The organism is Halobacillus sp. AWM4_238, from assembly GCF_056158265.1.
This window is the reverse complement of record NZ_JBSWSY010000002.1, coordinates 2528366-2549943: the sequence shown is the minus strand read 5'-3', so window position 1 is coordinate 2549943 and position 21578 is coordinate 2528366. Positions and strand designations below refer to the sequence as shown.

Here is a 21578-nt window from a genome sequence, read left to right as displayed (position 1 = left end):
AAAACACGAAAATATGTTGACTGAATGCTCATTCATAATTTATAGTAAAGCTATAAGATTCAGAAAATTTTAAGTTTCTTTGTCGATTTTCTGATCGGAGAAAAGGGAAGTCGCCATCGTGCGACAACAACAAAGAGGGGGAGAACCAATGAATCCGTTGTTGGTGGCAAACTGGATTTTATTCCTTGGCGTGCTTGTCTACGGCCTTTACTTGTTCGTCCGTGTCGTTCAGACCCGCGTCGCTTACATTAAACTGGGGAAAAAATTCGAGTATGACAGACAGCTGAAGAGGCGTTTGCAGAAGATTTGGATTTACGTATTCGGACAGAAGAAGCTATTGAAAGATAAGAAGTCAGGCATCATCCACGTCATGATGTTTTATGGATTCATCCTCGTCCAATTCGGGGCCATAGACTTTATCTGGAAAGGACTAGCTCCAGATTCTCATTTGCCTTTAGGGCCTTTCTATCCAGGCTTTACATTCTTCCAGGAAATTGTGACACTGACGATCCTTGTCGCTGTCATTTGGGCGTTCTACCGCCGTTATATTGAGAAATTGGTACGCTTGAAGCGTGGCTTCAAAGCGGGACTTGTTCTTATTTTTATCGGAACATTGATGGTCACCGTTCTTGTGGGAAATGGCATGGGCCTTATCTGGCACGGACATGAAGGAGCGTGGACGGAACCTGTTGCGTCTGGAATTGCAAGCGCTTTCGGTTGGTTGCCTCCTGTAGCAGCTGCGACTGTGTTCTTCATCATGTGGTGGATTCACCTGCTTATCCTGCTTACATTTATGGTTTATGTACCTCAATCGAAACACGCACACTTAATTGCGGCACCTGTCAACGTATTTTTAAGCCGTGAAGAACCACCAGGAAAACTGAAGACGATTGATTTTGAAATCGATGAGGAAGCGGATGAAGAAGACGTTTCTTTCGGAGTTGGAAAAATCGAAGACTTCAACCAGCTGCAAATGATCGATTTTTACGCCTGTGTCGAATGTGGACGTTGTACCAATGTTTGTCCTGCTTCAGGTTCAGGTAAAATGCTTTCACCGATGGACCTGATCGTTAAATTGAGGGATCACCTGACGGAAAAAGGAGCGGCTGTCACTGGTCAATCTCCGTGGGTTCCAGCCTATGCGTTTTCTGGAACAGAAGGAAATACACTCGCACAAATGTCCCGGTCTCAAGGTTCTGATGAAGCAGCAGCTACGCTTGATGCAGTCAATAATAAGAGTTTAATCGGGGACGTCATCACAGAAGAAGAGCTTTGGGCTTGTACCACATGCCGTAACTGTGAAGATGCCTGCCCGGTTATGAACGAACATGTCGATAAAATCATCGACCTTCGCCGTTACTTAGTTTTGACGGAAGGGAAAATGGATGCAGATGGTCAGCGTGCGATGATGAACATCGAGCGTCAAGGAAACCCGTGGGGGCTTTCTAAGAAAGAACGGGAAGACTGGAGACAATTGGACGAAGACGTTCATATCCCTACCGTGAAAGAGTTGAAGAAATCAGGAGAAGAATTTGAGTACCTGTTCTGGGTCAGCTCTATGGGATCATACGATAACCGGAGCCAGAAAATCGCGATGGCGTTTGCAAAGCTGATGAATGCCGCGGATATTAAGTTCGCAATTCTCGGGAACAAAGAGCAGAACTCTGGGGATACGGCTCGCCGCATGGGGAACGAATTCCTTTTCCAGGAGCTTGCTGAAAAGAACATGAAAGAATTCGAGAAGAATGATGTGAAGAAGATCATCACGATTGATCCTCACGCCTACAACATATTCAAAAATGAGTATCCAGACTTCGGACTTGAAGCTGAAGTTTACCACCATACGGAATTGCTTGCGGAATGGTTGAAAGAGGGACGCCTGAAACCAGAAGGGGTCGTGAAAGAGAAAATCACCTATCACGACAGCTGTTACCTCGGCCGCTACAACGAAGTCTATCAGCCGCCTCGTGAAGTGCTTGAAATGATTCCTGGGGTTGAAGTGGTTGAAATGAAGCGTAACCGCTCGAACGGCATGTGCTGTGGAGCCGGGGGCGGAATGATGTGGATGGAAGAGAAATCCGGAAACCGCGTCAACGTCGCTCGTACCGAACAGGCACTTGAAGTTGAACCAACGATGATCTCCAGTGGCTGTCCATTCTGTCTGACGATGCTTTCCGATGGAACAAAAGCGAAAGAAGTGGAAGAGGAAGTCAGCACGATGGATATTGCTGAAATCCTGGCTAAATCCATGTTTGATAAAACAGAGGAAAAGACGGCTTAATCAAACGTTTGACCAATAATTTCACCCGTCGAATAAAGACGGCAAAAGAAAAAATAGTATGAAAATTGTGGAAAGTGTACAACGTTTTATGTACACTTTCCTTATGGGACGAATTTGAGCGAGCGTTCAATCGTCTATTTTGAAAGCGTTACCAATAAGAGGAGGAATAAACATGCGTAAAACTGTAATTGTTGCTGGAGCCCGTACCCCTTTTGGAAAACTTGGAGGATCCCTTGCACCTTTGACAGCTGCGAAGCTTGGTGGAATCGCGATTAAGGCGGCTTTGGAACGTTCGAATGTAAAACCGGAAGATGTAGGTGAGGTCATTATGGGCAGCGTCCTTCAGGGCGGACAGGGACAGCTTCCTTCCCGCCAGGCTTCAAGAGAAGCGGGCATTCCCTGGGATGTAAAAACAGAAACCGTAAACAAAGTATGTGCCTCTGGTATGCGTAGTGTAACGATGGGCGATCAGTTCATACGGTTAGGGGAAGAGGACATCATCGTTGCAGGTGGAATGGAAAGCATGAGCAATGCGCCTTACTTCATGCCGAAAGCCCGCTTTGGATTCCGTATGGGCGACGGGGCTGTGAAGGATATGATGGTGCATGATGGATTGACATGTTCCTTTGAAAACGTCCATATGGGCAACTATGGAAACCGTACCGCTGAAGAATATGAATTGACAAGAGAAGCGCAGGATGAATGGGCTTATCGAAGTCATCAAAGAGCTGTAAGAGCCATTGAAGAAGGAAAGCTTGGCGAAGAAATCACGGCTGTCGAAGTTCCTCAAAGAAAAGGGGAGCCTAAAGTCATCGATACAGATGAAGCCCCTAGGAAGGACACGACGGTCGAGGCCCTGGCTAAGCTTCGTCCTGTGTTCGATAAAACGGGAACAATTACGGCAGGAAATGCGCCGGGAGTCAACGACGGAGCTTGCGCTATGCTGCTCATGTCTGATGAGAAAGCAGAAGAATTAGGTGCGGAGACACTGGCTACGATTCTAGCGCATGATGAAATCGCAGTGGAAGCTCAGGACTTCCCGCAGACGCCTGGACTTGTCATTAATAAACTATTGAAAAAAACAGGGAAATCCATAGAAGACATCGATCTATTTGAAGTAAACGAAGCTTTCGCTGCCGTCTCCTTAGCGAGTGGCAAGATTGCGGGTCTTGATCATGAAAAAGTAAACGTCAACGGTGGAGCGGTCGCTCTTGGACACCCAATTGGAGCGAGTGGTGCGCGCATTCTTCTCACTCTTGCACACGAACTGAAGCGACGCGGTGGCGGACTTGGAATCGCGGCCATTTGTTCAGGTGGAGGCCAAGGCGACGCTGTATTGATCGAGGTACCGAAACAATAAGGAGGAATGCGGGATGACAATTAATCAAGTCATGGTCATTGGAGCAGGACAGATGGGGGCGGGTATTGCCCAGGTTTTTGCTCAGGCCGGATTGAACGTGAAACTAAATGATATGAGTCAGGATGCCTTGGATCAAGGACTCTCCGGCATCGAAAAGCGCCTGAGACGTGCCGTTGAAAAAGGGAAGATGACCGAAGAAGCTCAGAAGGCTACGTACGGCCGCTTATCAACGACGACCGATTTGAAGGACGCTTCGGACTGTGACCTCGTGGTGGAGGCTGTTGTTGAGAATATGGATGTGAAGGTGAGTGTTTTTCAACAGCTCGATGCGATCACTCCTTCTCATGCGATTTTGGCTACGAACACGTCTTCTTTACCGATAACGGAAATTGCTGCGGCTACAAAGCGCCCAGAGCAAGTGATCGGCATGCATTTCATGAATCCTGTACCGGTCATGAAGTTAGTGGAAATCATCCGTGCCATCCAAACGAGTGATGAAACGTATCAGGCGATTGAAGATATGACGAAGAAATTGGAAAAAACGCCCGTAGAAGTGGAAGACTTCCCTGGGTTCGTCTCCAACCGTATTTTGATGCCGATGATCAACGAAGCCATCTATACCGTCCACGAAGGCGTGGCATCTCCTGAAGATGTGGACGCGGTCATGAAGCTGGGTATGAATCACCCGATGGGACCACTTACGCTTGCGGACTTTATCGGACTTGATACATGTTTATATATTATGGAAGTTCTCCATGAAGGATTTGGAGACAGCAAATACCGTCCTTGCCCGCTTTTACGTAAATATGTCAAGGCAGGCTGGCTCGGGAAGAAATCTGGCCGCGGTTTTTACACCTACGATTAACGTGTAAAGGGGAGAACGAGAATGAATTTGCAGTTCACGGATGAACAGGAAATGATGAGGAAAATGGTCCGCGATTTTGCGGAAAAAGAGGTAGCTCCTGCTGTGGAGCGTATGGAGCGGGAGGATCGTTTCCCTTCCGAGTTGATTCCAAAAATGGGGGAGCTCGGGTTGATGGGCGTGCCGATTCCTGAAAAGTACGGCGGCGCCGAAATGGATTACATCTCTTATATTATCGCAATTCATGAAATTTCAAAGGTGAGTGCGACGCTCGGGGTTATTTTATCCGTTCACACCTCTGTTGGAACGAACCCGATTTTGTATTTCGGGACAGAAGAACAGAAGAATCAATACATTCCTAAACTGGCATCGGGTGAGTATTTGGGTGCTTTCGCCCTGACAGAACCGAGTGCAGGTTCCGATGCCAGCAGTTTGAAAACGCGAGCGGTTAAGCAAGGGGATCGTTACATTCTTAACGGTTCTAAAGTGTTCATCACGAACGGAGGAAATGCAGATACATTCATCGTTTTCGCCCGTACCAATCCAGACGTGGACACGAAGAAGGGATTGAGTGCGTTTATCGTAGAACGTGACACGCCTGGTTTTTCCATCGGCAAAGCGGAGAAAAAGATGGGACTTCACGGCTCCAGTACGGTATCGCTGAACTTTGATCAATGTGAGGTTCCGGTTTCCCAAAGGCTCGGAGAAGAAGGCGAAGGCTATAAAATTGCGCTTGCCAACTTGAACGTCGGACGAATCGGCATTGCCGCCCAGTCCCTGGGAATCGCAGAAGCAGCGCTTGAGCACGCGGTCTCCTATGCCAAAGAACGCGAACAGTTCGGCCGTCCAATCGCACATTTGCAAGGAGTTTCTTTTAAGCTCGCTGATATGGCGACAGAAGTGGAAGCTTCGAAGCTTCTCGTCTATCATGCCGCATCTCTGCAAGCAGAAGGCAGAAAGTGTGGCAAAGAAGTGTCGATGGCTAAATTGATGGCTTCCAAAACAGCGGTGAAAGCATCTATTGAAGCTGTTCAGGTCCATGGTGGATACGGATATACCGAAGATTATGCGGTCGAGCGTTTGTTCAGAGACGCCAAAGTTTGTGAGATCTACGAAGGTACAAGTGAAATCCAAAAGGTTGTTATCGGCAACCATCTGATTAGAGATTAGGGGGATAACCAGAATGAATTTTACTTTAACAGAAGAACAAGAAATGCTTAGAAAAATGGTCCGTGATTTTGCCAAGAATGAAGTGGAACCAACGGCTGCTGAAAGGGATGAAGAAGAGCGGTTCGACCGTGAGATCTTCGACAAGATGGCAGAGCTTGGTCTGACAGGAATTCCATGGCCTGAGGAATACGGTGGCATTGGATCCGATTTTGTCAGTTATGTCATTGCGGTTGAAGAGCTCTCCCGTGTCTGTGCTTCTACAGGAGTCACTCTTTCCGCGCACATCTCATTGGCAAGCTGGCCGATCTATAAATTCGGAACCGAAGAACAGAAGCAGAAGTATTTGACTCAACTCGCTTCAGGTGAGGCGCTGGGAGCTTATGCTTTGTCTGAACCAGGAGCGGGGAGTGACGTGTCTTCCATGAGGACACAAGCGAAACTGGATGGTGACCACTATGTGTTGAACGGAAGCAAAGTGTGGATTACGAATGGTGGCGTGGCGGATATTTATGTTGTGTTCGCAAAGACGGACCCGAATCAAGGCAACCGAGGCATCAGTGCGTTCATCGTAGAAAAAGATACTCCAGGTTTTACAACAGGTAAGAAGGAGAAAAAACTCGGCATTCGTTCGTCACCGACGACTGAACTGATCTTCGAAGATTGTAGGATTCCGAAAGAAAACTTGCTAGGGGAAGAGGGCAAAGGCTTCAAAGTAGCCATGATGACCTTGGATGGAGGCCGTAACGGCATTGCCGCCCAGGCTGTCGGAATCGCTCAGGGGGCACTGGACGAATCTGTAAGCTATGCGAAAGAGCGTGAACAGTTCGGCAAGCCAATCGCTCATCTGCAGGGAATTTCTTTCAAGCTCGCTGATATGGCAACGGAGATTGAAGCGTCTCGTTTGCTCACATATCAGGCCGCCTATTTAGAGTCAGAGGGACTGCCTTATTCCAAAGCATCTGCTATGGCTAAATTGTTTGCTGGAGACACAGCAATGAAAGTGACGACAGAAGCCGTACAGGTTCACGGTGGCTATGGATATACAAAAGATTATCCTGTCGAACGTTACATGAGGGATGCGAAAATCACCCAAATCTATGAAGGAACCCAGGAAATCCAAAGGCTCGTTGTCGGCCGTATGGTTACGCAATAGAAGGTCATCGTTATGCATCCACTGGCTGAACGAATCCAAAAGCAGGACATGAGGGCGTTGGCCCGAGCCATTACGTTGATCGAAAATGAAGATAAAGAGAAGCTTTCGCTGATGAGTGATGTCTTTTCGATACAAAAACAGGCGCACTACATTGGCATTACAGGTTCACCTGGAGCAGGGAAAAGCTCACTGATCAATCAATTGCTCACCTATTTGAGACAACAGGATCTCACAGTCGCTGTCATAGCAGTCGATCCTACCAGTCCATTCAGCGGTGGTGCGTTGCTTGGGGATCGTACGAGGATGAACCAGCATTTTCTCGATCCCGGTATTTTCATTCGTAGCATGGCGACTAGAGGAAGCCTGGGTGGGTTAGCCCGGGCGACGAAAGACAGCATCCGTGTTTGCGATGCTTACGGATTTGATGTCGTTCTTGTTGAAACGGTGGGCGTCGGTCAGTCCGAACTCGATATAATGAAAGTCGTAGATACAACAGGACTGGTGTTGACTCCGAACAGTGGAGATGTCCTGCAAATTTTCAAAGCAGGAATTATGGAAATTGCCGATCTGTTCATCATCAACAAGGCAGACCTTCCTGGAGTAAGAAAGCTGAAATCCACGCTCGAAGAATACATGATGATTGTCCAGCCGGAAGGATGGGAACCACCAATCGTCCAAACGATTTCGACGGAAGCCAAGGGAATGGAAGAACTCTATGAAAACATGAAAAGCCACCGTGACTTTTTGTATGAGACGAACAAAGGGGCGGAGCGGCGGAAACAGCAGCTCCAGCTCGAAGTGTACGACTTAATCAGGGAAGAAATCTGGCGGGAAGTTAAGGGAGAGATCGAAAGAGACAAACAGAAGCTCGAAGTTTTTCAAAACCCGGATGCGGATCCTTATGAGTTGGCCCGGTCTTGGTTTCGTGAATGGGGAAGGAAGGGTGAGTGAGTTTGGCTGAAAAACAAGTACCTTCAACCATTAAAGATGAAGCGCTCGTCACCAAGCGTAGGAATCAGATGATCAAGGGCGCAGTCACTCTTTTTATAGAAAAAGGGTTCCATAAGACGACGACCCGTGAAATCGCCAAGGCTTCCGGGTTCAGTATTGGAACGCTCTACGAATACATTCGAAAAAAAGAAGATGTCCTGTTTCTCGTCTGTGATTCCATCTACCAGCGAGTAAAAGAACGTATGGAAGATTCCATAGATCCTCACCAGACGAGTGTGCAAAGTCTGATTCATGCGATCCGTTCCTATTTTCAATTGATGGATGATATGCAGGATGAGGTGCTCGTCATGTATCAGGAAGTCAAATCCCTGTCGCGTGATGCTCAAGAATACGTGTTGCAAAAAGAACGCGACATGGTGGCTATGCTTGAACAAGTGATCATCAACAGCCTTCCTGGAGAGCACCCCGAAGAAGAAATCAAGCTGATCGCCAACAATATCTTCGTTCAGGGACAGATGTGGGGATTCCGCCGCTGGATTCTTCAGCGCACGTTCACGATTGAAAGCTATACCGATACGCAAATTCAGTTGTTATTGAAAGGTCTCGATCAGGAAGAAACACTTCAATAGAAAGGAAGATCGGATATGGAACAACCGACAGTCTATAAGCCGAAAAACCCTGTCCGTTTCGTAACGGCCTCGAGTCTCTTCGACGGCCATGATGCATCCATCAATATTATGAGGCGGATTCTACAGGCGACAGGGGCAGAGGTCATCCACCTCGGCCATAACCGTTCCGTTGAGGAAGTGGTCAACGCGGCTATCCAGGAAGATGCTCAAGGAATAGCGATTTCTTCATATCAAGGCGGGCATGTAGAATACTTTAAATACATGGTCGACCTGCTGGATCAGAAGGGCGCTGGGCACATCCGCGTCTACGGCGGAGGGGGAGGAGTCATCATCCCTCGTGAAATCAAAGAGCTTCATGAGTATGGGGTAGCGCGTGTGTTTTCGCCAGAAGATGGCCGTACCTTGGGCCTTCAGGGCATGATCAATCGAATGATTGAGGAGTGTGATTTTCTGCCGCCTCTGGATGTGGAAAAAGGAGTCGAAGGCCTCTCATCTGGTGATCATCAGTCCATCGCGCGATTCATTACTTATGTTGAAAATACGCCGAAGAAAGAAAGAGAAGCCGTTGCGGCCTTTGAGACCGCTGTTGAAAAAATGCAGGAAAAAACGATTCCTGTCCTTGGAATTACAGGAACAGGGGGAGCGGGAAAGAGCTCGCTTACGGATGAATTGATCCGCCGCTTCGTCAATGAAATTCCGGATAAGAAGATTGCGATCTTATCTGTCGATCCTACGAAAAAGAAAACAGGTGGAGCCTTACTCGGTGACCGCATTCGCATGAACGCGATATTCAATCCACGCGTTTACATGCGCTCCCTTGCCACAAGGGACGCCCGTTCTGAACTTTCAACAGCCGTGGAGGAAGCGATTCAAGTCGTCAAAGCGGCCGGTGTCGATTTTATCATCGTGGAGACAAGTGGCATCGGGCAGGGAGATGCAGCGATCACTGATGTGACTGACTTATCCATGTATGTCATGACTGCGGAGTTCGGTGCGCCATCACAGCTTGAGAAAATCGATATGATCGACTTTGCTGACTTTATCGTCATCAATAAGTTTGAACAAAAAGGGTCAGAAGACGCCTTCAATCAGGTGAAAAAGCAGTACCAGCGCAGTCATATGCTTTTCCATGAAGACGACAGCAAGTTCCCGGTCTATGGAACGATTGCAAGTCAATTCAATGACCCTGGCACCAACACGTTGTTCGCAGCTATTGTCGACAAGCTGAACGACAAGTTTAGCTGGGAAGACGAAACCTCTTTTTCAGGATTGGAAAAGGTGGAAAAGCAGAATGTCATCATCCCTAATGAGCGCAAGCAATATTTGCGTGATTTGGCTCTGGCTGTCCGTAATTATCATAACGAAACCGAAAACCAGGCAGAAAAAGCGCGTAAACTCTATCAGTTGAAAGGGACGGCTGAGCTCGTGAAGGATGAAGCAACCAGGGAAAACCTACAGCGCTTGATGGACGACTATGAACAGCACCTCTCTCGTGAGGCAAAAGAGAAGCTTGAAGACTGGGATGACCTTCACGAACGTTATAGCGGAGATACGTACACATTTAAAGTGCGTGATAAAGAAATCACCATGGATATTATGACTGAGAGCCTGAGCGGGACGAAGGTTCCGAAAGTTGCTCTTCCGAAATACACCGACTGGGGCGACCGTTTGTCATGGCTGTTACGTGAAAATGTTCCAGGAGCTTTTCCTTTTACCGCTGGAGTATTTCCGTTCAAGCGGAAAGGGGAAGATCCGAAGCGTCAGTTCGCAGGAGAAGGAACGCCGGAACGTACGAATCGTCGCTTCCACTATTTGTCGGAGGGAGACGAAGCAAAACGCCTCAGTACCGCTTTCGACTCTGTGACATTATATGGAGAAGACCCAGATGAGCGCCCGGATATTTACGGAAAAGTCGGAGAAAGCGGCGTCAATATTTGTACTCTGGAAGATATGAAGAAATTGTACGATGGGTTTGACCTCGTCGACCCTTCCACGTCGGTTTCCATGACAATCAATGGTCCGGCGCCGATCATCCTGGCGATGTTCTTTAATACAGCCATCGATCAACAGCTTGAAAAATTCAAGGAAGAGAACGGTCGTGAGCCGAATGCTGAAGAAGCGTCCTCAATAAAAGCTCAGACCATCAATGTTGTCCGGGGTACGGTACAGGCAGACATTTTGAAAGAAGATCAAGGACAAAACACGTGCATCTTCTCAACAGAATTCGCGCTGCGTATGATGGGGGATATTCAACAATACTTCATCGACAACGAAGTTCGCAATTACTATTCGGTGTCTATTTCCGGCTACCATATTGCAGAAGCTGGGGCGAATCCAATTACCCAGCTTGCCTTCACACTTGCTAACGGGTTCACCTATGTCGAGTATTACTTGAGCAGAGGCATGGACATCAATAAGTTCGCACCAAACTTGTCGTTCTTCTTTTCTAATGGTCTGGATCCAGAGTATACGGTGCTTGGTCGTGTAGCCCGACGTATTTGGGCGATCGTCATGCGTGATAAATATGGAGCGAACGAGCGGAGCCAGAAGTTGAAGTATCACATTCAAACATCCGGACGGTCCCTCCACGCCCAGGAAATCGACTTTAACGATATTCGTACAACGTTGCAGGCCCTGATCGCCATCCAGGATAACTGTAACTCCCTGCATACGAATTCCTACGATGAGGCGATCACGACACCGACAGAAGAATCTGTCCGGAGAGCGATGGCCATTCAAATGATCATCAGTAAAGAGTTCGGCCTGACGAAAAACGAAAACTCCTTGCAAGGCTCTTATATTATTAGAGAGCTGACAGACCTAGTCGAAGAAGCTGTTTTGCAGGAGTTCGAGCGGATCAATGATCGTGGTGGAGTGCTCGGTGCCATGGAACGCCAGTATCAACGAGGAAAAATCCAGGAAGAATCTCTTTACTATGAAGGGAAAAAACACTCCGGCGAACTTCCGATCATCGGCGTGAATACGTATTTGAACCCGAATCCACCATCTGAAGAGGAAATCGACTCCATGGAACTGGCTCGTGCTTCCAAGGAAGAAAAAGAGCACCAGATCACTGAATTACGCAATTTCCAAGCCTCACACGAAAATGAAGCCGGAGAAGCGTTGGCTCGTTTGAAACAAGTAGCGTCCGGTGGTGGGAACATTTTTGAGGAATTGATGGAAACCGTCAAAGTTGCGAGCCTCGGTCAAATCACGAACGCGCTTTATGAAGTGGGTGGGCAATACCGAAGGAATATGTAGCGGTTACCCATATATTGGGTGGAGTTGCTAATATAGTGCAGGAACCAGCTAATATAGGAAGAAATCAGAAAAACAGCCCTCGCTAACTTAGCGAGGGCCATTCTATTAGTGACCACCCACTTGATCATTGTCGTGGGCCTGGTTCACTTCGGTTACATAAGGTTTTTTCGTTCCATACCATTCATACGTAAGGTTATACGTTTCGCCTTCTTTTAACAGCATCCATGTACTCGTATCTTTGACGTGGATTTTCTTATCATCCACTTCTACAAAATACCCTTCATCATTATGAGATTTGGATGTGATTTCTGCTTCTTCTTTGTGTTCCTCATGGATCATACCGAAGCTAGTAAATAGCCAGACGCCTAAGGCTAAGGCAGCAATAATGGTAGCAACCCAATTGAAAGGATGATTTTCCACAGTTCGTCTCTCCTTCTTTCTATTCATTCTACTTTTATTTTAAAATAAAATGGCAGGAACACCAACATTTATGTCTAACCTCTATTTTATATCGAAAGTTTAAAATCATGTGGGTTTGTCTACAAAAGGTAAAGAAGACTACATTTGATTTTTGTACGGCCAACTCATATAATGGATGGTATGATTAAATGTGATTCGTATGCCCATGAGGTCACTTATTCTATTTTGTTTATATAAAGGAGTGCTGGACCGTGAGCTTAAAAGAAATGAGCCAAGAGCAAATTGAAGAAACTTCCATGATTTTGCTGGCTACTAAAATTCTAGAAGAAGAACGTGAAGCGATTGACTTTAACGAGATCTTTAAACGCATCGCAGACATGAAAGGTTTTACTGATGCACAAAGAGAACAATACATTGCTCAGTTCTATACGGACATGAATATCGACGGTCAATTTATGACAATCGGAACAAACCGTTGGGGCTTGAAAAAGTGGTACCCGGTAGAACAATTGGAAGAAGAGATTGCCAACCTTCCACAAAAACGTAAAAAGAAGAAGAAGAAAAAGAAGAAGCCTTCCAAGCTGCTTGAAGATGAATTGGGTGTTTCTGAATATGATGATGCCGAAGAGGACGAGCTCGAAGATGATCTTGAGCTGACAGATGAAGATCTAGATCTTGATGATGACGATGACTTCGAAGGTGATTATGAAGATGATGACCTTGATGAAGAAGAGGAAGAAATCGTCGAAGATGATATTAGCTTCATTGGAGATGACGACGAAGAAGAAGAAAAATAAGGTGGTTGACTTTTAAAAGTCAAATCAGTAGAATCTTATTTGGGCTCTTTAATTTCCTGAAACGAAATTTCCAAACGCTCCCCGAGACAGGGGAGCGTTTTTTGTTTTTTATATGTAAACGCGAGTGGCGCCTTGCTCATGGCTAAGGCGCCTGTGCTTTTGTATTAGTCAGTGTCAGGTGAGGAATCTTCTTCATAGAGAACTCCTCGACACTTGTGCTTTTATGTAATTGCCCCTTATCAAATCGCATGGATTAGTGAATAACTAAATAAGACAAATAGAGAAAGAGGGATTCAACGTGGCAACAAAATACATTTTCGTAACTGGCGGTGTCGTATCATCCTTAGGTAAAGGGATTACGGCGGCATCTTTAGGTCGTTTGTTAAAAAATAGAGGCATGAAGGTAACCATTCAAAAATTCGATCCATACATCAACGTAGACCCGGGGACAATGAGCCCGTATCAACACGGAGAAGTATTCGTAACCGATGATGGAGCGGAGACAGACCTTGACCTTGGTCACTATGAGCGTTTCATCGACATTAATCTGAATAAATTCAGTAACGTAACGACAGGAAAGGTTTATTCCAACGTCATTAAAAAAGAGCGTCGCGGTGATTACCTGGGAGGAACGGTCCAAGTCATCCCTCACATTACGAACGAAATCAAAGAACGCGTCTTCCGCGCGGGTCACGAAACGAACGCAGACGTCGTCATCACGGAAATCGGTGGTACAGTCGGGGACATCGAATCCCTTCCATTCCTTGAAGCGATTCGTCAGATCAAGAGTGACATCGGACGAGAGCATGTGATGTACCTGCATTGTACACTTGTCCCTTATTTGAACGCGGCAGCAGAAATGAAAACCAAGCCGACACAACATAGTGTTAAGGAGCTTCGTTCACTAGGAATCCAACCGGATGTCATCGTTCTTCGTACGGAAATGGCGATTTCTGAAGATATGAAAGAAAAGATTGCTCTGTTCTGTGACATTAATAAAGATGCGGTCATTGAAGCGCGCGATGCCGACACGCTTTACAACGTGCCGATTACTTTGCAGGAACAAAAGCTGGATGAGCTGACGTGTCAGCACTTTGGCTTAGATTTACCACCAGCAGACATGACAGAGTGGAACAAACTGATTGAGCAAGTGAAAAACCTTCAGCATAAAACGACCATTGCGCTTGTTGGTAAGTATGTGGAGCTTCCTGATGCGTACATCTCTGTTGTCGAAGCATTGAAACATGCCGGCTACAGTTACGATTCCGATGTAGAAGTAAAATGGGTGAACTCCGAGAATCTGAATGCACAAAATGTTGCAGATGAACTGCAGGGCGTAGACGGAATCCTTGTTCCTGGAGGCTTTGGTGATCGAGGAATCGAAGGGAAAATCGATGCCATTCGTTACGCGCGTGAAAACCATGTACCATTCCTTGGAATCTGCCTGGGTATGCAGCTGGCAACCGTTGAATTTGCCCGTAATGTCCTAGGTCTAAAAGGGGCCCACTCAGCAGAGATCGATCCTTCGACAGAGCATCCGATCATCGACCTTCTTCCAGAACAAAAAGAAGTGTCTGATCTTGGTGGTACTCTTCGTCTTGGTATCTATCCTTCCCGTCTGCAAGCAGGTACCAAAGCGATGGAAGCTTACGGCGAAGAAGTGGTTTACGAGCGTCACCGTCACCGTTTCGAATTCAACAACCATTACCGTGAGCAAATGGAAGCGGCAGGATTTAAATTCTCCGGTACAAGCCCGGACGGCCGCCTTGTTGAAATTATTGAGGTGGAAGATCACCCATGGTTCGTAGCCAGCCAGTTCCACCCGGAATTCAAATCACGCCCGACCCGCCCGCAGGAACTATTCCACGGCTTCGTCGGCGCAGCAATGAAAACACACCAATAAAACCCGAAAAGAGGCGACATCCTAAAAGGGTGTCGCCTCTTTTATATACAGTCCTTCAAGTATTTGGCAGGACTCATGAAGACTCCGTTTCGAGATGCCTGTGTGCGTTTAGGGGCTCCGGGAAAAGGGTAGCTGGGTGAGACCCCACAGGACGGAGTCCGAGGAGGCTCACCGCGCTTCCGCGGAAAGCGAGCTATTCCCCGTAGCCCCCATCCACTCAACAAAAGTCTCGAAACGGAGTCTTCCACATACAGGAGCGCTAGTGGAAGAGGAAATTATTGCAGGAATTTTGACAAACAGAACGTACGTGCGCAGGAATAAGCAATTCATGTATAGAAAATACATGGATAGAGAGATAGTGAGTGGAATCTAAACAAAACGAATATAGAAGGGAAGGTAAAAAGCATGGCCAATCGAATTCTAATCGTGGACGACCAGCCGGGGATCCGTCTCTTATTAGAAGAAATTCTAAAGACAGAGGGATATGAAACAGCAAGCGCAAAAACGGGAAGGGAAGCCTGTGACTTTGTGGAAGAACAGGATTTGGACCTCATCATTATGGATTATAATCTTCCTGTCATGCATGGGAGAGAAGTGTTGAATTACTTAGAAGAAATGAACTTTGGTTCACCGGTCATCATTATTACAGGGGAATCCAAAGAGTCCATTGAGAAGGAAACTGATTTTCCTTTTGTAACTGATATCATAGCTAAGCCATTTGACATCCATAAATTGAAAGAAATGGTTAATGGAACCCTTGTTCATAGCCGTTCATGACTTTTTTCTCGATGTAAGCGCTATATAATCCTCCTGCTGTTGCACCATAGAAAGGGTATTGGTATTCTAATACTGTAACCAAACTTACATGGTGTGTTTTCGTATGGAAACAGACTTGTAAATACAATGCAGTACGCTAACTAAAGGAGGATTCTTTCATGCCACTAGTATCAATGAAAGAAATGCTAGAAAAAGCCAAGGAAGAACGCTACGGCGTAGGTCAGTTCAACCTTAATAACTTAGAATATGCTCAAGCGATTCTTCAGGCTGCTGAAGAAGAGCAGTCTCCAGTAATCCTGGGTGTATCTGAAGGTGCAGGACGTTACATGGGCGGCTTCAACGTTGTTGTCGACATGGTGAAAGCACTTATGAAATCTTATGGTACAACGGTACCTGTTGCGATTCACTTGGACCATGGTTCAAGCTTTGAAAAATGTGCTGAAGCGATCCACGCTGGATTCACTTCCGTAATGATCGATGCTTCCCACGATCCACTTGAAGACAACATTGCGGTCACTCGTAAGGTTGTTGAACTTGCACACATCCACGGTGTATCTGTTGAAGCAGAGCTTGGCCGTGTAGGTGGACAAGAAGACGACATCATCGTTGACGATGCTGAAGCAGCATACGCAATCCCATCTGAGTGTAAGCAATTGGTTGACGAAACAAACGTTGACGTATTTGCACCAGCTCTTGGTTCTGTACACGGACCTTACAAAGGTGAGCCAAACCTTGGCTTTGACCGCATGGAAGAAATCATGGGACTTGTTGACAAGCCACTTGTTCTTCACGGTGGTACAGGAATCCCGACAGCTGATATCAAGAAAGCAATCTCTTTCGGTACAGCTAAAATTAACGTAAACACTGAGAACCAAATGGCTCAGGGTAAAGCCGTTCGCCAAGTTCTTGCTGAACAGCCTGAGCAGTACGATCCACGTAAATATCTTGGACCTGGCCGTGAAGCGATCAAGGAAACGGTTATTGGCAAGATGCGTGAATTCGGATCTTCTCAAAAAGCGTAATAATTGTTTGAAGGAAGCCGCTACTCTGTAGCGGTTTCCTTTTCATCACGTATGAAAACGCCATCATTCGACTTTTTTCATCAACTTGGAGCAATAAATTAAGAAGCGAAGAGGAGTGGGGATATGAAATTTTTCATTGATACGGCAAACATAGAAGACATTAAAGAAGCGAATGCACTAGGACTCTTGGCCGGGGTTACAACAAACCCGAGTCTTGTAGCAAAAGAAGGGGTCTCTTTTCATGACCGTCTGAAAGAAATTACGGATGAAGTGGATGGCTCTGTCAGTGCTGAGGTCATCTCTGAGGATGCGGAAGGGATGATTCAGGAAGGGAAGAGTCTTGCTGCTATTGCCCCGAACATTACAGTTAAAGTGCCGATGACGCTGGAAGGTCTAAAAGCAGTGAAAGCTTTCAGTGATTTGAATATCAAAACCAATGTAACTTTGATTTTCTCAGCCAATCAGGCGTTGATGGCTGCTCGTGCAGGTGCTTCTTACGTATCGCCATTCCTTGGAAGGCTTGATGATATCGGCCATAACGGGATGGAACTTGTTGCCCAGATTTCAGAAATCTTCGACCGCCATGCCATAGACACGGAAATCATTGCAGCATCTGTCCGCCATCCTGTCCACGTAACAGAAGCTGCGATTCATGGGGCGCACATTGCTACGATTCCTTTCAAGGTTCTGAGCCAGATTGTTAAACATCCGTTGACAGATCAGGGGATTGAAAAATTCTTGAATGACTGGAATAATCAAAAATAGTCGTGTGTTATGGAAAATATTGCACATACTAAAATTATAATCTTCACCTTAAAGCGAGGAATTTTACATGCATAAACTATTAGTGGAAGGCGGAAGGCCTTTACGTGGACAGGTACGGGTCAGCGGCGCCAAAAACAGTGCTGTCGCTTTGCTGCCAGCAGCGATTTTGGCTGAAACGCCTGTGACGATTGAAGGTCTCCCGGACATTTCTGATGTCGGAATTTTGTCGGACTTGCTGGAGGAAATTGGAGGAACGGTGCGTAAAGACGGAAGAACCGTCCATATCGATCCTTCTGAAATGGTCGACATGCCATTGCCAAATGGAAAAGTTAAAAAGTTGAGAGCCTCTTATTATTTTATGGGGGCGATGCTTGGGCGCTTTAATAAGGCTGTCATCGGCTTACCTGGAGGTTGCCATTTAGGGCCGAGGCCGATCGACCAGCACATTAAAGGATTTGAAGCTCTTGGTGCGAAAGTGACCAATGAACAAGGTGCGATCTACCTTCGTGCCAGAGAACTGAAGGGTGCACGTATTTATTTAGATGTCGTCAGTGTCGGAGCCACCATCAATATCATGCTGGCTGCTGTAAGGGCGAAAGGGAAAACAGTTATCGAGAATGCGGCGAAGGAACCTGAAATCATTGATGTGGCGACGCTTTTGACAAGTATGGGAGCGAAAATCAAAGGAGCAGGAACAGACGTCATCCGTATTGAAGGTGTGGATACACTGAAAGGATGTCTTCATACGATCATCCCGGACCGGATTGAAGCAGGGACGTACACGATTATGGCTGCTGCTCAAGGAGAAGAGATGATCATTGATAACGTCATCCCTCAACACCTGGAGTCGCTTTTAGCCAAGCTTCGTGAAATGGGCGTAACCATTGAAGAAAATGATGAACAGCTTTACGTGAAACCAGGAAAAGAATTGAAGAGTGTCGATATTAAAACACTCGTTTATCCAGGCTTTGCGACAGACCTGCAGCAGCCGTTCACTTCATTACTTACTCAAACGCAAGGTACAGGTGTGGTCACGGATACCATCTATCAGGCCCGTTTCAAGCATGTTGATGAATTGAGACGTATGAATGCTTCGATTAAAGTCGAAGGCGGTTCTGCGATTGTGACAGGGCCTTCTAAGTTGCAAGGAGCCAAAGTGAAAGCAACGGACCTTCGTGCGGGTGCCGCTCTTGTCATAGCTGGATTAATGGCTGAAGGCGTTACAGAAATCACAGGTGTGGATCACATTGAGCGAGGATATGAAAACATTACGAACAAGCTGATTGATTTAGGTGCAAAGGTCTGGTATGAGGAAATGTCAGCCGAAGAAATCGAGCAATTCCAAAATTCGTAGGTTCATGATTTCCATGGGGAGATGAGGAAAAATCTTTGATTGATTGGGGAGATCACCATGGAAAGAAGTCTATCGATGGAATTAGTGAGAGTTACGGAAGCAGCTGCACTGTCATCTGCGCGTTGGATGGGAAGAGGAAAGAAAGAGGAAGCCGACGATGCGGCGACCTCAGCCATGCGCGATGTGTTTGATACGATCCCGATGAAAGGGACCGTCGTGATCGGAGAAGGGGAAATGGATGAAGCACCAATGCTTTATATCGGTGAAAAACTCGGCAATGGGTACGGAGCAAGAGTTGATGTCGCTGTCGATCCACTGGAAGGGACGAACATTGTGGCTCAAGGAACGTGGAACGCCCTTGCTGTTATCGCCATCGCTGATCATAAACAGCTTTTACATGCCCCGGATATGTATATGAATAAAATAGCCGTCGGTCCTGAGGCTGTAGGAAAAGTGGATATCAACGCATCCATCTCAGAAAACCTGCAAGCCGTCGCGGAAGCGAAAAAGAAAGATGTAGAAGATGTCGTAGCCGTCGTTTTGAATCGCGATCGCCACCAGCGGATCATTGAGGAGATCCGTGAGGCTGGCGCAAGAATCAAACTGATCCCTGACGGTGATGTCGCTGCAGCTATCAATACAGCCTTCGATCACACAGGTGTAGATATATTGTTCGGAACGGGCGGTGCCCCTGAAGGTGTACTCGCAGCCGTCGGACTAAAGTGCCTGGGTGGTGAAATCCAGGGCAAGCTTCTGCCTGCCAATGACGAGGAACGACTTCGTTGTGAACAGATGGGGATCGAAGATGTGGACAAAGTCCTATACATGGAAGATTTCTGTGGAGGGGATGATGCCATCTTCGCAGCCACTGGTGTGACCGATGGAGAACTTCTGAAAGGTGTACAGTTCAAAGGACAGAAAGCGACGACTCAAACGTTAGTCATGAGGGCGAAATCAGGTACGGTCCGTTTCATTGATGGAGACCACAGCCTGAAGAAAAAGCCGAATCTAGTCATGAAGCCCTAATGAAAACATCCTTCATCAAAGAAAGAGGAAGCTTTGGTCAATCCAGCTTCCTCTTCATCTACAAAAGCCCACCTTCTTAAACATTTCTCAAATTAGCATTGAAACTGTAGAAAGACAGGAGTACAATAAAGATTGTTTGATTAGGATAGAAGATAATGACACCCGTCCCCTTATGCTTCTATTTACTGACTTCACTTAACTTCTTCTCATTCTTCTAACCAAAAAGTTCTGCTGAAAGATTGGATTCCTTTATTGGGAAGCAGATCTTCTATATAGGCAGGCTCATTCTATAAACCCTTTAGAGAAGTATTAACTTTATATGTAAGAAGTTCGAGAGGTTTTTTAACCTTTCCATTTTTCTATTCTGAAAAACATGAGGTCTATAGAGACGTTAATGATTTTCTTCTGTATGAATGATAAATAATGAAAATAAATAAAAAGTGGTGATTACGTGGCGGATTTAACAATCTCCAATCTAGAAACGATGACATTGAAAGGGCTTTATGCGAAAGCTAGGCAGTATAAAGTCTCTTACTATGCAAAATTGACCAAACGCGAATTGATTTTTGCGATTTTAAAAGCCCAGGCTGAAAAAGATGGTTTCCTTTTCATGGACGGTATCCTTGAAATCATTCCTTCAGAAGGGTTCGGCTTCTTACGACCAATCAATTATTCTCCAAGCGCAGAGGACATTTACATTTCTGCCTCACAAATCCGTCGTTTTGACTTGAGAAACGGGGACAAGGTATCTGGTAAGGTGCGTCCACCGAAAGAGAACGAACGTTACTATGGTCTTCTTCACGTAGATGCTGTAAACGGTGAGGATCCAGACTCTGCTAAGGAAAGAGTGCACTTCCCTGCTCTGACTCCGCTTTACCCGGATCGTCAAATGAAGCTGGAAACAGAAACCAAAAAGCTATCTACCCGAATCATGGATCTCATGTCTCCGGTAGGCTATGGCCAGCGTGGGTTGATTGTTGCTCCACCAAAAGCGGGAAAGACGATGCTTTTGAAACAAATGGCCAACAGCATTTCCGCGAATCACCCGGATGCTAAGCTCATCATTTTGCTTGTCGATGAACGTCCGGAAGAAGTGACAGACATTGAGCGCTCGGTAGCTCCGGATGTGGATGTAGTCAGCTCTACGTTCGATGAAGTTCCTGAAAACCACATCAAAGTTTCGGAGCTGGTCTTGGAAAGAGCCATGCGTCTCGTTGAGCATAAACGTGATGTCATTGTTCTCATGGACAGCATTACTCGTTTAGCTCGAGCTTACAACCTGGTCATCCCTCCAAGTGGACGTACATTATCGGGCGGAATCGACCCTGCTGCTTTCCACCGACCGAAACGATTCTTCGGTGCAGCGCGTAACATTGAAGAAGGGGGAAGCTTGACGATTCTTGCTACCGCTCTTGTCGATACAGGTTCGCGTATGGATGACGTCATTTATGAGGAATTCAAAGGGACAGGAAACATGGAGCTGCACCTTGATCGCAGTCTTGCTGAGCGCCGAATCTTTCCTGCGATTGATATTCTTCGGTCAGGAACAAGAAAAGAAGAACTGCTGCTTCCTCAAACACATCTGGATAAAATCTGGGCCATCCGGAAATCCATGTCGGATTCGCAGGACTTTACGGACAGGTTCCTTCGCCGCTTGAGAGCATCAAAAAATAATGAAGAGTTTTTTGATCTTATGGATAAGGATATGAAAGGGAAAGCAACAGCCGCACGTCGTTAAAGGTGGACTCAAGATCTTATGTTTCTTGAAACTGGATGTTGCATCAGGGGGTAGCCCCTGTTATAATCATTCTATGTGAGTTTCAGTACAAGGTGTTATCACGAACCTT

17 protein-coding genes are annotated in these 21578 nt (G+C 46.3%); 16 read left to right on the top strand and 1 reads right to left on the bottom strand.

Annotation, left to right across the window (positions count from 1 at the left end):
* The first annotated feature begins 148 nt into the window (after nucleotides 1–148).
* From ACXACN_RS12855 to icmF, 8 genes are all read left to right on the top strand, one after another.
* The gene (locus tag ACXACN_RS12855) at nucleotides 149–2281 is read left to right on the top strand and encodes a heterodisulfide reductase-related iron-sulfur binding cluster (RefSeq protein WP_474964933.1); all 2133 of its coding nucleotides are present in this window, start codon (nucleotides 149–151) and stop codon (nucleotides 2279–2281) included.
* A 172-nt stretch (nucleotides 2282–2453) separates the two neighbouring features.
* Nucleotides 2454–3641 carry an acetyl-CoA C-acetyltransferase gene (locus tag ACXACN_RS12850; RefSeq protein WP_474964932.1) on the top strand — a complete coding sequence of 396 codons (1188 nt, stop codon included), beginning with the start codon at nucleotides 2454–2456 and terminating at the stop codon, nucleotides 3639–3641.
* Between the two features lie 13 nt (nucleotides 3642–3654).
* On the top strand, nucleotides 3655–4506 hold the full coding sequence (locus ACXACN_RS12845) for a 3-hydroxybutyryl-CoA dehydrogenase (RefSeq protein ID WP_474964930.1): 852 nt from the start codon (nucleotides 3655–3657) through the stop codon (nucleotides 4504–4506).
* A gap of 21 nt (nucleotides 4507–4527) precedes the next feature.
* A complete protein-coding gene (locus ACXACN_RS12840; RefSeq protein ID WP_474964929.1) occupies nucleotides 4528–5673 on the top strand; it encodes an acyl-CoA dehydrogenase in 1146 nt (381 codons plus the stop codon).
* A 13-nt stretch (nucleotides 5674–5686) separates the two neighbouring features.
* On the top strand, nucleotides 5687–6826 hold the full coding sequence (locus tag ACXACN_RS12835) for an acyl-CoA dehydrogenase (protein ID WP_474964928.1): 1140 nt from the start codon (nucleotides 5687–5689) through the stop codon (nucleotides 6824–6826).
* Between the two features lie 12 nt (nucleotides 6827–6838).
* On the top strand, nucleotides 6839–7777 hold the full coding sequence (gene meaB / locus ACXACN_RS12830; RefSeq protein ID WP_474964926.1) for a methylmalonyl Co-A mutase-associated GTPase MeaB: 939 nt from the start codon (nucleotides 6839–6841) through the stop codon (nucleotides 7775–7777).
* 2 nt (nucleotides 7778–7779) lie between these two features.
* Entirely contained in the window at nucleotides 7780–8406 is a 627-nt protein-coding gene (locus ACXACN_RS12825; protein WP_474964925.1) for a TetR/AcrR family transcriptional regulator, read from the top strand.
* 15 nt (nucleotides 8407–8421) lie between these two features.
* The gene (gene icmF, locus ACXACN_RS12820) at nucleotides 8422–11667 is read left to right on the top strand and encodes a fused isobutyryl-CoA mutase/GTPase IcmF (RefSeq protein WP_474964924.1); all 3246 of its coding nucleotides are present in this window, start codon (nucleotides 8422–8424) and stop codon (nucleotides 11665–11667) included.
* A gap of 105 nt (nucleotides 11668–11772) precedes the next feature.
* On the opposite strand, the gene ACXACN_RS12815 is transcribed toward icmF, so the two are convergent.
* Complete coding sequence (locus tag ACXACN_RS12815) at nucleotides 11773–12087, bottom strand: hypothetical protein (RefSeq protein ID WP_474964922.1); 315 nt, start codon at nucleotides 12085–12087, stop codon at nucleotides 11773–11775.
* A 251-nt stretch (nucleotides 12088–12338) separates the two neighbouring features.
* Between ACXACN_RS12815 and rpoE the strand changes: the two genes are divergently transcribed.
* From rpoE to rho, 8 genes are all read left to right on the top strand, one after another.
* Nucleotides 12339–12884 carry a DNA-directed RNA polymerase subunit delta gene (gene rpoE, locus ACXACN_RS12810; protein ID WP_474964921.1) on the top strand — a complete coding sequence of 182 codons (546 nt, stop codon included), beginning with the start codon at nucleotides 12339–12341 and terminating at the stop codon, nucleotides 12882–12884.
* Nucleotides 12885–13182: 298 nt separating this feature from the next.
* Nucleotides 13183–14787, top strand: a complete 1605-nt coding sequence (locus ACXACN_RS12805) for a CTP synthase (protein ID WP_474964920.1) — start codon at nucleotides 13183–13185, stop codon at nucleotides 14785–14787.
* Between the two features lie 405 nt (nucleotides 14788–15192).
* On the top strand, nucleotides 15193–15564 hold the full coding sequence (locus ACXACN_RS12800) for a response regulator (protein ID WP_474964918.1): 372 nt from the start codon (nucleotides 15193–15195) through the stop codon (nucleotides 15562–15564).
* Nucleotides 15565–15722: 158 nt separating this feature from the next.
* Entirely contained in the window at nucleotides 15723–16586 is an 864-nt protein-coding gene (gene fba / locus ACXACN_RS12795) for a class II fructose-1,6-bisphosphate aldolase (RefSeq protein WP_474964917.1), read from the top strand.
* Nucleotides 16587–16709: 123 nt separating this feature from the next.
* The gene (gene fsa, locus ACXACN_RS12790) at nucleotides 16710–17351 is read left to right on the top strand and encodes a fructose-6-phosphate aldolase (RefSeq protein WP_474964916.1); all 642 of its coding nucleotides are present in this window, start codon (nucleotides 16710–16712) and stop codon (nucleotides 17349–17351) included.
* A gap of 67 nt (nucleotides 17352–17418) precedes the next feature.
* A complete protein-coding gene (locus ACXACN_RS12785) occupies nucleotides 17419–18705 on the top strand; it encodes a UDP-N-acetylglucosamine 1-carboxyvinyltransferase (protein WP_474964914.1) in 1287 nt (428 codons plus the stop codon).
* Nucleotides 18706–18762: 57 nt separating this feature from the next.
* Nucleotides 18763–19731, top strand: coding sequence for a class II fructose-bisphosphatase (gene glpX / locus ACXACN_RS12780; RefSeq protein ID WP_474964913.1), 969 nt, complete (start codon nucleotides 18763–18765; stop codon nucleotides 19729–19731).
* A 451-nt stretch (nucleotides 19732–20182) separates the two neighbouring features.
* A complete protein-coding gene (gene rho / locus ACXACN_RS12775; RefSeq protein WP_474964912.1) occupies nucleotides 20183–21469 on the top strand; it encodes a transcription termination factor Rho in 1287 nt (428 codons plus the stop codon).
* Nucleotides 21470–21578 lie beyond the last annotated feature (109 nt).

Coding starts and splice junctions, on each gene's coding strand:
- ACXACN_RS12850 (WP_474964932.1), top strand. CDS start 2,454: ATGCGTAAAACTGTAATTGTTGCTGGAGCCCGTACCCCTTTTGGAAAA.
- fsa (WP_474964916.1), top strand. CDS start 16,710: ATGAAATTTTTCATTGATACGGCAAACATAGAAGACATTAAAGAAGCG.
- ACXACN_RS12835 (WP_474964928.1), top strand. CDS start 5,687: ATGAATTTTACTTTAACAGAAGAACAAGAAATGCTTAGAAAAATGGTC.
- ACXACN_RS12785 (WP_474964914.1), top strand. CDS start 17,419: ATGCATAAACTATTAGTGGAAGGCGGAAGGCCTTTACGTGGACAGGTA.
- glpX (WP_474964913.1), top strand. CDS start 18,763: ATGGAAAGAAGTCTATCGATGGAATTAGTGAGAGTTACGGAAGCAGCT.
- ACXACN_RS12855 (WP_474964933.1), top strand. CDS start 149: ATGAATCCGTTGTTGGTGGCAAACTGGATTTTATTCCTTGGCGTGCTT.
- meaB (WP_474964926.1), top strand. CDS start 6,839: ATGCATCCACTGGCTGAACGAATCCAAAAGCAGGACATGAGGGCGTTG.
- ACXACN_RS12845 (WP_474964930.1), top strand. CDS start 3,655: ATGACAATTAATCAAGTCATGGTCATTGGAGCAGGACAGATGGGGGCG.
- ACXACN_RS12840 (WP_474964929.1), top strand. CDS start 4,528: ATGAATTTGCAGTTCACGGATGAACAGGAAATGATGAGGAAAATGGTC.
- ACXACN_RS12800 (WP_474964918.1), top strand. CDS start 15,193: ATGGCCAATCGAATTCTAATCGTGGACGACCAGCCGGGGATCCGTCTC.
- fba (WP_474964917.1), top strand. CDS start 15,723: ATGCCACTAGTATCAATGAAAGAAATGCTAGAAAAAGCCAAGGAAGAA.
- icmF (WP_474964924.1), top strand. CDS start 8,422: ATGGAACAACCGACAGTCTATAAGCCGAAAAACCCTGTCCGTTTCGTA.